This window comes from Streptomyces sp. NPDC057682 (assembly GCF_042799575.1).
GTDB lineage: Bacteria > Actinomycetota > Actinomycetes > Streptomycetales > Streptomycetaceae > Streptomyces.
Genome location: NZ_JBHVIN010000005.1, coordinates 362761 through 374156, shown reverse-complemented (window position 1 = coordinate 374156; position 11396 = coordinate 362761). Strand labels below are relative to the sequence as shown.

Here is an 11396-nt window from a genome sequence, read left to right as displayed (position 1 = left end):
GACTTGGCGGCTACGCGGTTCATCGCGCGTCCGTCTTCCCTTTCCTCAACCGTCTCTCCTCGGGCTCCCGTTGATCCCTCACGGGGCCGTACGATGCGCGTGCGACCGGGGGAGGCGTGATGCCGGGTGGAGCGTACGGGGGCCGTTCGTCCGTGCTGCCCGAAGAGGTGCGGGACGTACTGCCGGAGGGCGTCGAGGTGTACCGCCTGGGGCCGGGCGGGCGGATCGAGCTGGCCCGCCGCGACGGGGTGCGGGAGTTGGGGCCCGAGCGGGAGTTCCTGAGGTTCATCGACGACGGACAGTTCGCCCGCTATCTGGTGGGCGACGCGGCGACCTCTCCCGAACGGCCCTCCAACGCGACGGTGAAACTCGGCGTCGTGGGACCACGCAGCGCCTTCACCCCGCACGCCCACGGCGGGGAACACTTCGTGCTGAGCCTCGGTCACGCGGCGTGCGGGCTGTCCGACGTGCGGGCCGGGCGCGTCGTCGACGTACCGCTGCGGCCCGGCATGCTCATCCGGATTCCGGAGCTGATGCCGCACTCCTTCGCGAACCGGGGACGGCGTCCGCTGACGATCCTCGCGGCCAACACCGGATACGGGATCGATCACGAGGACTACGCGATCACCGCGGCCGAGGCCGAACGGCGCGCCACCGAGGAGCCTCCCGCCGGCCGGCCGCTCGCGGTCGCCGCCCCCGTGGACTTCCGGGCGATGGGCGCGGCCCTGCGGGACATCGAACGGCTCCAGCGCGAGCGCGGCATCGGGGCCGTCACCGTGCGCGAACGGGCCGCGGCCGGCCTGCGCAGGATGGCGGCCGTGCTGGAGGGCCACCGGTGATCTGTCCGCACTGTGCCCAGAACCTGCTGTTCAAGGAGCGGCCGGGCCACACGTGCTCCAAGTGCGGCCGGGCGTTCGCGCTGGATCCGAGGACCAACGCGCTCGGGCTGAGCGATCTGCGCGTGCGACGGGTCCTCGCGAGGATCACGCGGGAGGGCACGGTCACGGTGACACCGGACCAGTTGTGGTACGCCCTCGCGCGCACCCGGCTGGAGGAGTCCCGGATCCCCCGGGGGCGCGGCGGGGCGTTCGTGCTGATCGGACTGGTCGTCGGGGTGCCGGGGCTGGCCGTGGGGGCGGCTCCGATGCTCGTGGTCTCCGGTGTGCTGCTGGTGATCGGGGCCGGCTGTGCGGCGGCCCGGATGGCGGGGGCGGGGCGCGGACGGCCGGTGATGGACCGGGCGGCGTTCAGGAAGAAGGCGCTGGGCGCCTGGCGCCGGGTGTACGGCGGGCTGCCGCCCGGTGTGGCCGACGACTCCGCTCCCCCGGCGTTCACCGCCCCGGGCGGGGCCACCGCGCAGGACTGGTCCGGGGGCGTGCTGCTGTGCACCGACCCGGGGATCAGGACGTTCCTGGCCGCCAACGGGCTGCCCGACCGGTGCGGTGTCGCGCTGGCGGGCCGTCCGGATCTGCTGCCGGCACGGGCGTCGGACGGTCCGGTGGTCGTGCTGCGGGACGCGGACGCCTCGGGCGAACTCCTGGCGCGTGCGGTGCGCGAGGCCCTGGCCCCTCGGCCGGTGATCGACGCGGGGCCGGATCTGCGCACCGCGAGAGCCCTCACCCGGGCCGTTCCGCTGCGCGAGCGCGGGGCACGGCCGGGACCGGCGGCGCTGGCGCGGCTGACCGCGCTCGGCGGGTTCACCGAGCAGGAACTCGCCTGGCTGGGGAAGGGCTGGCGGATCCCGCTGATCGCCCTGCCGCCGGCCCGCCTCCTGGAGACCGCCGCCCGGCGGGCCGGGCGGGCCGTGGGGCCCGGTCCGGAACGCCGTCGCGCGGCGGCCACCGGATTCATGACCTGGCCCGCCCAGGAGACCGAAGACGGGACGGGGGAACGATGATCTGTCCGCACTGCGCCGCCTCCCTCACGCGCCGGGAGCGCACCGGGAACGTCTGCGAGCACTGCCGGAGGCGGTTCGCGCTCGATCCGGCCGTCCACGGGCCGGGTATGACGGACGTCCGGGTGCGGGCCGTCGTGGAGCGGGCCACGGACCGCGGCCGGCTGACGGTGACACTGGGTCAGCTCTGGTACCTGGCCCGGACGCAGAACCACGCGTGGGCGGGGCGGGAGGCCTCGGGGGTGCCGGGCTGGGTGCGGGCCCTGGTGGCACTGCCGGTGGCCGGTGCGCTCTTCGTGTGCACGGCGCCCGCGGACGGTCCCCTCGCCGTCGCGGCCGCGGTGGCCGGATGCGCCGTCCTCGTCGCCGCGGTGGCGCTGCGGCACCGTCCGGCCCGGCCGGACGTGTCCCGCGTCGTTCCGTCCGAGGACGCCTTCCGGGCGCTCATGAAAGGTGCCTGGACCACCACGTACGGCCGGCTGCCGAAGGGGGTCGTGGACGACGCCCTTCCCGATCGGAAGCGGTCGCGGACGGGCGGGACGGGGTCCGTGCCCCGGGCGGTGATCCTGTGCACCGACCGGGTGGTGGCCCGCTTCCTGGCGGTGAACCGGATTCCGGACCGGCTCAACGCGCTGCTCGTGGAGCCGGGCGGACGGACGAGGAGGGCCGCGTCACCGTTCCCGGAGAGCGCCGGCATCCTGCTCAAGGACGCCCTCGACGCGCTCGCGCCGTACAGCGGCGGGCTCCCGGTCGTCGTGCTGCACGACGCCGATCCGGCCGGGGTGCTGCTGGCCCCGATGCTGCGCGCCGCCGCACCGGAACGGGTCGTCGTGGACGCCGGGCTCCCCGTCCCGGACGCGAGGACCGCCCCGGGGGCCGTCCGGCTGTTCCGCAGGGACGACACCGTCGACCCGGCCGTGCTGAGCGGCCTCGGCGGACTGGCGGAGCGCGACGCCGCGTGGCTGGCCGAGGGATTCCGGAGCCCGGTCGCGGCGGTTCCGCCCCGCGTCCTGGAGTCCGTGGTGACGCGGGCGGTCGAGCACGCCGCGACCGCCGCGGTACCCGCTACGGGGGCGGGCCGCGAGAACGGCTTCCTCTCCTGGCCCGAGGGCCCGTCCGCCGTCCGCACGCCCGGGAGGAAGGGGGCGGACGGCGCATGACCCCGCACCGCTCGTCCTCCGCACCGGCCGCCGGGCCCGGGGCGCGCCTGATCGGCGCGGCGCTCGTGCGTGCCGCCGCCCGCGCGGCGGGCCCCGGCACGGTGAGGTTCACAGGGCGGCAGCTCTACTACGAGACCTGCCGGGTCCTGGATCCCGCGTCGTCGCTGCTCCGCCGTGTTCCGCGCACCACCTCTCCGCTGCTGCGCCCCGCCGCCTTCGCCCGCGCCCTGGAGGCCCGGGGCCCGGAGTCCGTGCCGGGGCTGCTGCCGCCGGCCGGGGTCCACCCGCCCAGGGACCCGGCCGACGCGCCGGAGCCCGATCTGTACGCGTACGGACTGCCGCGCGTCCTGGTCTGCCAGGACCCGGAGATCGCGGCGATGCTGCTGGCCAACCAGGTCCACCTGGAGGCGGCCTGCCCCGTGCTCGCCGCCGGGCACGCGCTGCCGCTCGCCCCGCATCTGCGCGCGGCCCTGGAGCGGGCGGAAGGGGCCGTGGTACAGGTGCTGCACGACGCGAGCCCGGCCGGGATCGCGCTCCCCGCCCGGATCCGGGAGGCGCTCGGGCCCGTGCCCGGGGTCCGGGTCGTCTCGATGGGGCTGGTGCCCCGGCACGCGGCGGCGCTCCGGCTGCCCAGCGGCAGGGGGCCCTCGCCCGCTTCCGGGGCCGGGGAACGGCCGCCGGGGCTCACCCCACGCGAGTGCGCCTGGCTGGACCGGGGGCGCTTCGCCGAGGTGGCGGCCGTACCCCCGCCGTGTCTGGTGCGCACCGTGCTCCAGCTCGCCCGGGGGCCGCGGCCGCCCCGGTCCTCCCTGCGGTCGGACCTGCGCGGGCTGCGCACCGCGGGCTTCCTCACCTGGCCCGCCCCCTGAGACCTCGTCCCGGACGGCCCGTTGCCCGTCCGGGCCCGCCCCTCCGACAGACCCGAGGACGCCCACGATGATCCGGCCCCAGGAGATCGGCTACTCCGACGAACTGCTCGCCGACGGCAGCGTCCACCGGCGCTACGAGGACGGCCGGGAGGAGTGGCGCCGCCGCGCGGACGGCACCGGCCGGCTCGTCCGCTGGAACGACGACCGGGGCGGCTCCGGCACCGATGAACTGCTCGGCGGGCGCGTCGTCAAACGGACGCTCGCCGACGGCACCGTGACGTTCGCCCGCGACATCGGCTACGGGCGCACGGTGTGGGGGCGCGGGGAGCGCGTGACGGTCAACCGGACCTCCTTCGGCGGCCGGATGGGGGTCCTGCTGGCCGGGCTGGGCGTGGCGGGTCTCGTCGTCACGGCCGCGCAGTTGCCGCCCGTGAGCCTGACACCGGAGGAAGAGGAGGAACTACGGCAGCAGGCACGGGCCCAGTCCTCGTCCGCGGGCGACGGAGGTGACGGGGGCGACGGCTGGGACGCGGACTGGGACCACGGCGAGGACACCTGGAGCGACGACGACTTCGGCTGAGTGCGCGGGCACGCCCCGCACCCGTGCGGAGGACCGGCACGGACGCACACGACAGGGAACAGGAGGAGGGCGGCGGTGACACGGTTCTGTGTCTGCCTCTCCCCGACGACCGGGCGGGCCCGGACGGAGATCGAGGCCATGACCGGGGCGGACCCGGTGACGGTGGAGGGTGCGGAGGGTTTCGCGCTGGGGCTGCTCCGGGACGAACCGGGGCGCGCCGAGGGCCCGTTCACGGCGGACGGGGTGACGGCGGCCGGGGAGGTGACGCTGCACAATCGCGCCGAACTGGTGGCCGCGCTGCGTGCCTCGGGGGCCGTTGTGCCCGAGGGCTGCCGGGACGGGGAGGTGCTGCTGCGCTGCTGGTCGCGGCTGGGTGAGGCGGGCGTGGCGCGCGCCGAGGGGATGTTCGTCCTGGTCGTGCCGGACCGGGCCGGCCTGGTCCTGATCCGCGACCAGGTGGGCGCACGCACCCTCTTCTACGCGCGCGCCCGCGGTTCCTGGGCGGCCTCGACCTCGCTGCGGGCACTGCGGCGCTGGCCGGCGCTGGGCACCTCGATGAATCTCGCCGCGGTCCGCTCCTTCCTCACCTTCGCCTATCTGCCGGGCGAGGAGACCCTGCTGACGGGGGTACGGGAGGTGCTGCCCGGACGTGTGGTGCGCCTGGCGGCGGACGGCTCGGTGACACGGTCGGTGTACTGGGAGCCGCGCGAACGCGTGGCGCGGCCCGTGCCGGAGGATCCGGCGGAGTACGTGGCTACGCTCCGGTCCCTGCTGGAACGGGCGACGGCGGACCGGCTCCCGGCAGCGGAACCGGCGGCCGTGCTGCTGTCCGGCGGGATCGACAGTTCGCTGGTCACCGCGCTGGCGGCCCGGCTGCACGACCGTCCCGTGCGCACGTACTCGATCAGCTTCGGTGACGGTCTCCCCAACGAGCTGGGGTACTCGGGCCTCGTGGCCGCGCACTGCCGCACGCGTCACCGGGTCCTGAGCGTGACGGGGACGACGGTCGCGTCCCGGCTCGCGGACGCGGCGGCGCTGCTGGACAGTCCGGTGGGCGATCCGCTGACCGTGCCGAACCTGCTGCTCGCGGAGGCCGTCGCGGCGGACGGGGCGACCTGCGTCCTCAACGGCGAGGGCGGCGATCCGGTCTTCGGCGGGCCGAAGAACCTGCCGATGCTGGTGCAGGAGATGCACCGCGTGCCCGGTGCCCCCTGGGACGAGGACCGGGCGACGGCCTATCTGCGCTCGTACCGCAAGTGCTGGACGGACCTCCCGGACCTGCTGACGTCGGGCGCGCTGGAGGCGCTGCGGGACGCCCCGCTCCCGCAGCGGTTCGTCGCGCCGTACCTGGGCGGCGGGGCCGAGGATCCGTACCGGATGGGCCATCTCCTCAACCGGCTCCTGCACTGCAATCTGCGGACGAAGGGCGCGCACCACATCCTCACCAAGGTGGAACGCCTCACCGCTTCGCAGGGCATCGAGGGGCGGTCGCCGCTCTTCGACCGCCGGGTGATCGACCATGCCTTCGCCACTCCGCCGGAGTTCAAGCTGCGGGGCACGGCGGAGAAGTGGATCCTCAAGGAGGCGGTGCGCGATCTGCTGCCGGCGACGGTCGTCGACCGGCCGAAGAGCGGGATGCGGGTCCCGGTGCAGCAGTGGCTGGCGGGGCCGCTGCGGGAGTTGGGGCACGATCTGCTGCTGAGCCGGCGGGCGGCGGCGCGCGGGTTGTTCCGCCGGGACACGGTGCGGACCTGGATGCGGGGCGAGGGCACGCTGCTGCCCCGCCAGGGCGGCAAGCTGTGGCTGGTGCTGACGCTTGAACTGTGGCTGCGCTCCTACGCGTTGTAGCGTGGGGACCACCGCGGCGGCGCCCGGTCCCGCCGGGCGCCGCCGCTCCCTTCCGGAGGGTTACGGCGTCACGACGCTGCCCCCGAAGGTGACGACGAGCCGGCCGTCCGAGGCGAACGACCAGCCGAGGGCGCCGTCGTACGCGGCGCAGCGCGAGCCGTTGGACCCGGTCCAGAACTGGTTGGAGCCGTCGGCATCGCCGACGGTCTTGTCGTTGGAGCCGCTGCCGTCGCGGCAGGACGTGTTGTCGCGGAAGACGGAGGTGCCCTTGTCGAAGGAGAAGTTGCGTTCCTCGTTGTCGATGCCGACGTTGTCCGAGATCGTCATCGAGCCGGGGTTGCTGTTGTACGTGAATCCGTGGTGCCCGTTGGCGTAGGCAATGCTGCGGCGCACGACGTGGTCGACCTCGATGCCGTCCCCGCCGAGCTTGTAGCCGTTGCGGTCGCCGTCCTCGTTCACCGTCCCGTCCGAGAGCGTGCCGTTGTGGTAGGAGAGGGAGTCCTCGATGGTCACCGGGCCGATGGGGCCGGTCTCGTTCTTGGTGTAGAGGTCCCAGCCGTCGTCGATGTTGTTGTGCGACACGGTGTACCGGAAGACGTTCCCGGGGCCGGAGGTGAGCTTGGAGGCGAAGCCGTCGGCGTCCTCGCCGTCGGAGTCGGCGTTGTCGTGCGATTCCGAGCTGAGCACGAGGTTGTCCGACGGCCAGTCGTCCTCGGGCGTGGTGGAGGCGATCCGTGAGATCTGCAGCCCGGAGTCGTGGTTGAAACGGGTCACGACGCGTTCGATGACGTTGTCGCTGCCGCCGACGAAGATCCCGTTGTCCCCCGCGTGCTCGACGGTGATGCCGTTGAGGTGCCAGTAGTCGCCGTTCACGGCGAGCCCGCGGTTCGCCGGGTCCTCGCTCATGGCCGCGAAGTTCAGCACGGGCTTCTCGCCCGGGTAGGCGGCCATGGTGGTGCGGGCCGCCGAGGTGCCGTCGTTCCCCGGCGGAATGGTGACCGTCGTCGCGTAGTGGTACGTGCCGCCGCGCAGGTAGATCGTGCCGCCGGAGGAAACGCGGGCGATCGCCGAGGAGAGCGTCGTCGGATCCGATTCGGTGCCGGCCGCGGAGTCGGTGCCGTCGGGCGCCACGTACAGGGCACCGGCCGCGAGCGCGGCGGGGACGGCCGAGGCGCGGGCGGCGGTGGGGGGCGCGGCCTGGGCGGTGGCGGCCGGCACGGCGGCGAGCGAGCCGGCCAGCAGGCCGAGACCGACGAGGACGGGTTTGATCTGCATCGTTCGACTCCAAGTGGGGGTGTGGTTTCGACGAGTGCGCGCATGTGTCTGTTCGACTCCATGAACGGACCCGGGTGTGGGGGTTGCCCCAGATCCGCACAAGCGCTTTCTATGGACCCTAGGCATGCACCATGTTCACGTCAATGAACATGTACATGAATTTCGTTTACGCATATGACCCACGAATCATTCGCCGCACCCGGTAACGCACATGCATTTGTTCGTTCTCCCATCAGAGTGATAGAAAATGGCCATGAGTGTCGCCCATCGCCTTGACCTGACCCTGCGCCTGGTGCAGGGATCGACGCGTGTCTCCGTCGCCGAACTCGCCCAGCGTCTCGGGGTGTCGGAGATGACCGTGCGCCGCGATCTCGACGCGCTGGAGGGCCGGGGGCTCGTGCGCCGCGTGCACGGCGGGGCGGTGGCCACGCGGTCACGCGCCGAGGACGCCGGGTTCGACGCGCGCGCCTCCTGGCAGGCGGCCACGAAGGACCGCCTGGGAGCAGCCGTCGCCTCGCTCGTCGAGCCGGGCTCGCGGGTGCTGCTGGACGCGGGGACCACCACCGTCCATGTGGCCGAACAGCTGGCGTCCCGGGGGCCGTTGACCGTGGCCGTGCTGAGTCTTCAGGCGGCGGTGCGCCTCGCCGACCGGCCGGGCATCGACCTCCTGGTCGTGGGCGGGCGCTCCCGTCCGGGCGAACGGTCCTTCGTCGGCCCGCTCGCGCTCGCCACCCTGGAGGAACTGGCCTTCGACTGCTTCGTGATGTCGATCGGCGGTGTGCACGCCGAGCACGGCTGGTCGGAGTTCTCGCTGGAGGACGCCGCCGTGAAACGGGCCGGGATCGTCCGGTCCGCACGCACGGTCGTGGTGGCCGACGCGACCAAGCTCGGGGTCCGGGCCTTCAGCCGCGTCGCCCCGCTCGACTCCGTGCAGCAGTTCGTCACGGACAGGGCGGCGGCCGACTCCGACACCCATCCCGGCGGGCCGCAGACCCTGGACGCCCTGCGCGAGGCGGGCGTCGACACCGTCCTCGCCTGAGCCGCGCCCGCCCTCCGATCCTCATCGTTTCCCGTTCCCTCCGTACCGAGGAGTGTGCCGCCGTGGCCACCGCACCCCGTCCCCTGATGATCCTGGTCGCCGGTCCGTACCGGTCGGGCACCGGGGACGACCCCGAGAAGCTCGAAGCGAACGTCCGGGCGATGAACCGCACGGCCCTCGCGCTGTTCCGGGCCGGGCACCTGCCCGTCACCGGCGAGGCGCTCGCCCTCCCGCTGCTGGAGAGCGCCGGGGGCGCCCGGCCCGGCGATCCGCTCTTCGACGAGATCTTCCACCCCGTCGCCGAACGCCTCCTCGCCCGCTGCGACGCCGTGCTGCGCATCGGCGGCCCCTCCGAGGGCGCGGACCGGATGGTGGCCCTGGCCCGCGCCGGCGGCAAGGCCGTCCACACCGCTCTGGCCGACGTCCCGGACGCCCGATGACGGCCGGGATCGACACCCCCGACCGCCGTGGTCGCACCGGCCTGGACCGGCAGGGCCTCGGCCTGACCGGCAACCCGCGCGTACGGATCCGGCAGGTCGAGGTGCTGTCCTGCGACTGGTACGTCCTGCGCCGGACCACGTTCGACTACGAGCACAGCGACGGGCACACCAGCCGGGAGCGGCGCGAGACGTACGACCGGGGCGACGGCGCGACGATCCTGCTGTACGACGGGGAGCGCGGAAGGGTGCTGCTGACCCGGCAGTTCCGGCTGCCCGCCTACGTCAACGGGCACCCCGACGGCATGCTTCTGGAGACCGCCGCCGGGCTGCTCGACGGGGACGGGCCGGAGGAGGCGATCCGCCGCGAGGCGGCCGAGGAGACCGGGCACGTCATCGGCACGCCCGAGCACGTCTTCGATGTGTACATGAGCCCCGGCTCCGTCACGGAGCGCCTGCACTTCTACGCCGCTCCCTACGATCCGGCGGACACGCCGGACGGGGCGACGGGGGTCGCGGCGGAGGGCGAGGACATCGCCACGGTCGAACTTCCGTTCGCCGAGGCCCTGGCCATGGTCCGGGACGGCAGGATCGCGGACGCCAAGACGATCATGCTGCTCCAGTGGGCCGCGCTGGACGGCCCGTTCCGCCCCGCCGGGCCGCTCCCCCGCCAGGGCTGAGGCACAGCCGCCACGCCGTCGCTCAGAGCGCGGTGAGCAACGCGTCGAGCGGGGCGGGCACGCGATCGGCGTCGAGCGCTTCGACCAGGACCCTGCCGTACTGGATCTTCCGTCCCTTCTTCGTGCCCAGGAAGCGGCGCAGCTGGCGCTCCGGCGGGCGGCCCAGCTGGGCGGGCTGGCGCTGGAACGTCCGGAGGGCGCGCAGATCGCCCTCGGCCCGTACGGCCTCCTCGGTCCGGAGCACGCCGAGCGCCCGGATCAGTTCGTCCTCCAGATCGGCGGAGCAGACGAAGAACTCCCCCTGTCCGGCTCCGGACCGCTCCAGCCCCCGTGTGTAGTAGGGCAGTTCGGCCTCGTCGCAGAGGCCGGTGAGGCGCAGGTCCAGGCCCGGGGGTCCGAGGAGGGCGGTGAAGCGTCCCACGCTCATCGCGCCGCCCATCGGCAGGACACAGACCCCCTCGTCCTCCAGATCGCGGCCCCGGCGCCCGGCGAGGGCGTCGACCGCCGCCGCGTCGCTCGGCCCCTCCAGCAGGACGACGGCGCGGACGGGCAGCCGTGCCGCCAGGTCGCAGGCGGGGCCCGGCGGGCCTCCGGCCGCCCAGGCGATGACCGCGTTCCGGAAGAGATTCATGTCCGACATGGGACGAGTCTGCGCCGGAACCGGCTCGGGCGACACGGAATTTCACCGCGCCGGGACCGGGGCCGGCGCGTATGGCGGCCGGCCGGGTCCGGGGCGGCGGTGCGTCTACGCGTCCCGGGTCATGTCGCGGACCAGGGCGCGCGGTTCGTACCCGGCCGCCCGGTACGTGGCGACGGCTGCGGTGTTCGACGCGGGGGTGCAGACCATCGCGCTCGACGCGCCCATGTCGCGCAGCGCGGCGGCGGCCGCGACGCTGATCGCCCGGCCGTGGCCGCGTCCCCGGTGGTCGCGGTGGACGCCCATGGGCTCCAGCAGTCCGGGGCGGCCGGCGCCCGCCGACCACACCGTCACACAGGCGACGGCCGCGCCCCCGTCGTCGTACGCGAGAAGCGTCCGGGCGTCCGCGAAGGGCAGTCCGGCGGCCATGGTGTGCCAGCGCTCCTCGGTGAACGTCGAGCCGTCGAACGCGGACCGGTGGACGGCGGTGCTCTCGGCGGCGAGTCCGGGGCCGACGCGTTCGACGCGCACACCGGGAGGGGGCACCGGCTGCGCCAGGTCGCGGTGGAGCGGGGTCCAGGGCTCGTCGGCGTGCCACCCGGCCCCGGCCAGCAGGTCCTGGAGACGGGCGGTCATCGGGGCCTCGATGCTCGCCCTCCCGGCGGGCAGCACGCCGCGGTCCGGGTCGGTCACGTCGGCCAGCATGCTCCGCGCCAGTTCCTCGTCCCGCCGGGCGTCGCGGGCGATCGTCAGGCGCAGGAGTCCGGGCCCGTCCAGGAGTCCGACGGCGAGGATCCGGCCGTCGCGGCTCCAGGTCCGGACGGCGGTGGCGGTCGCCTCCGGCCCCGCCCTCCAGAACCAGCCGAGGTCCCCGGGGTGCAGTTGCAGCGGTGACGCGTCGGACTGCCAGCCGCGCAGTGCGGCGACGGCCTCGCCCAGTCCGTTCACGTCCGGCTCGCTCAGCTCGATCGACATGA

At 74.3% G+C, this 11396-nt stretch carries 12 protein-coding genes; 9 read left to right on the top strand and 3 right to left on the bottom strand.

The window, feature by feature from the left end; genetic code table 11:
• Nucleotides 1-119 precede the first annotated feature (119 nt).
• The 6 genes from ACFVDM_RS11495 to ACFVDM_RS11470 all read left to right on the top strand — a co-directional run bounded on the left by ACFVDM_RS11495 (nucleotide 120) and on the right by ACFVDM_RS11470 (nucleotide 6351).
• Nucleotides 120-839, top strand: a complete 720-nt coding sequence (locus ACFVDM_RS11495; RefSeq protein ID WP_383636421.1) for a cupin domain-containing protein — start codon at nucleotides 120-122, stop codon at nucleotides 837-839.
• Nucleotides 836-1897, top strand: a complete 1062-nt coding sequence (locus ACFVDM_RS11490; protein ID WP_383636418.1) for a hypothetical protein — start codon at nucleotides 836-838, stop codon at nucleotides 1895-1897. Before ACFVDM_RS11495 ends, ACFVDM_RS11490 begins: the two co-directional genes overlap by 4 nt.
• On the top strand, nucleotides 1894-3054 hold the full coding sequence (locus ACFVDM_RS11485) for a hypothetical protein (protein WP_383636415.1): 1161 nt from the start codon (nucleotides 1894-1896) through the stop codon (nucleotides 3052-3054). Before ACFVDM_RS11490 ends, ACFVDM_RS11485 begins: the two co-directional genes overlap by 4 nt.
• Nucleotides 3051-3923: a hypothetical protein gene (locus tag ACFVDM_RS11480; RefSeq protein WP_383636412.1), complete on the top strand. Its 873-nt coding sequence runs from the start codon at nucleotides 3051-3053 to the stop codon at nucleotides 3921-3923. The genes ACFVDM_RS11485 and ACFVDM_RS11480 overlap by 4 nt, the downstream gene beginning before the upstream one ends.
• 67 nt (nucleotides 3924-3990) lie before the next feature.
• A complete protein-coding gene (locus ACFVDM_RS11475) occupies nucleotides 3991-4503 on the top strand; it encodes a hypothetical protein (protein WP_383636409.1) in 513 nt (170 codons plus the stop codon).
• A 75-nt stretch (nucleotides 4504-4578) separates the two neighbouring features.
• A complete protein-coding gene (locus ACFVDM_RS11470) occupies nucleotides 4579-6351 on the top strand; it encodes an asparagine synthetase B family protein (RefSeq protein ID WP_383636406.1) in 1773 nt (590 codons plus the stop codon).
• A gap of 60 nt (nucleotides 6352-6411) precedes the next feature.
• On the opposite strand, the gene ACFVDM_RS11465 is transcribed toward ACFVDM_RS11470, so the two are convergent.
• Entirely contained in the window at nucleotides 6412-7626 is a 1215-nt protein-coding gene (locus ACFVDM_RS11465; RefSeq protein WP_383636403.1) for a right-handed parallel beta-helix repeat-containing protein, read from the bottom strand.
• Between the two features lie 253 nt (nucleotides 7627-7879).
• On the opposite strand from ACFVDM_RS11465, the gene ACFVDM_RS11460 reads away from it, so the two are divergent.
• The 3 genes from ACFVDM_RS11460 (at nucleotide 7880) to ACFVDM_RS11450 (ending at nucleotide 9782) form a co-directional block, all read left to right on the top strand.
• Nucleotides 7880-8665, top strand: coding sequence for a DeoR/GlpR family DNA-binding transcription regulator (locus ACFVDM_RS11460; RefSeq protein ID WP_383636400.1), 786 nt, complete (start codon nucleotides 7880-7882; stop codon nucleotides 8663-8665).
• Nucleotides 8666-8751: 86 nt separating this feature from the next.
• Entirely contained in the window at nucleotides 8752-9105 is a 354-nt protein-coding gene (locus ACFVDM_RS11455) for a DUF4406 domain-containing protein (protein ID WP_383636795.1), read from the top strand.
• Entirely contained in the window at nucleotides 9102-9782 is a 681-nt protein-coding gene (locus ACFVDM_RS11450) for an NUDIX domain-containing protein (RefSeq protein ID WP_383636397.1), read from the top strand. The genes ACFVDM_RS11455 and ACFVDM_RS11450 overlap by 4 nt, the downstream gene beginning before the upstream one ends.
• Before the next feature lie 22 nt (nucleotides 9783-9804).
• Here ACFVDM_RS11450 and ACFVDM_RS11445 read toward each other — a convergent pair whose 3' ends face one another.
• Together ACFVDM_RS11445 and ACFVDM_RS11440 are read right to left on the bottom strand one after the other, a co-directional pair.
• Nucleotides 9805-10422: a TOPRIM nucleotidyl transferase/hydrolase domain-containing protein gene (locus ACFVDM_RS11445; RefSeq protein WP_383636394.1), complete on the bottom strand. Its 618-nt coding sequence runs from the start codon at nucleotides 10420-10422 to the stop codon at nucleotides 9805-9807.
• Nucleotides 10423-10527: 105 nt separating this feature from the next.
• Nucleotides 10528-11394, bottom strand: coding sequence for a GNAT family N-acetyltransferase (locus tag ACFVDM_RS11440; protein ID WP_383636391.1), 867 nt, complete (start codon nucleotides 11392-11394; stop codon nucleotides 10528-10530).
• Nucleotides 11395-11396 lie beyond the last annotated feature (2 nt).

Bases quoted from the DNA above. Each gene is read 5' to 3' on its own strand.
- ACFVDM_RS11485 (WP_383636415.1), top strand. From the start codon at position 1,894: ATGATCTGTCCGCACTGCGCCGCCTCCCTCACGCGCCGGGAGCGCACC.
- ACFVDM_RS11450 (WP_383636397.1), top strand. From the start codon at position 9,102: ATGACGGCCGGGATCGACACCCCCGACCGCCGTGGTCGCACCGGCCTG.
- ACFVDM_RS11460 (WP_383636400.1), top strand. From the start codon at position 7,880: ATGAGTGTCGCCCATCGCCTTGACCTGACCCTGCGCCTGGTGCAGGGA.
- ACFVDM_RS11455 (WP_383636795.1), top strand. From the start codon at position 8,752: ATGATCCTGGTCGCCGGTCCGTACCGGTCGGGCACCGGGGACGACCCC.
- ACFVDM_RS11495 (WP_383636421.1), top strand. From the start codon at position 120: ATGCCGGGTGGAGCGTACGGGGGCCGTTCGTCCGTGCTGCCCGAAGAG.
- ACFVDM_RS11465 (WP_383636403.1), bottom strand. From the start codon at position 7,626: ATGCAGATCAAACCCGTCCTCGTCGGTCTCGGCCTGCTGGCCGGCTCG.
- ACFVDM_RS11480 (WP_383636412.1), top strand. From the start codon at position 3,051: ATGACCCCGCACCGCTCGTCCTCCGCACCGGCCGCCGGGCCCGGGGCG.
- ACFVDM_RS11440 (WP_383636391.1), bottom strand. From the start codon at position 11,394: ATGTCGATCGAGCTGAGCGAGCCGGACGTGAACGGACTGGGCGAGGCC.
- ACFVDM_RS11475 (WP_383636409.1), top strand. From the start codon at position 3,991: ATGATCCGGCCCCAGGAGATCGGCTACTCCGACGAACTGCTCGCCGAC.
- ACFVDM_RS11445 (WP_383636394.1), bottom strand. From the start codon at position 10,422: ATGTCGGACATGAATCTCTTCCGGAACGCGGTCATCGCCTGGGCGGCC.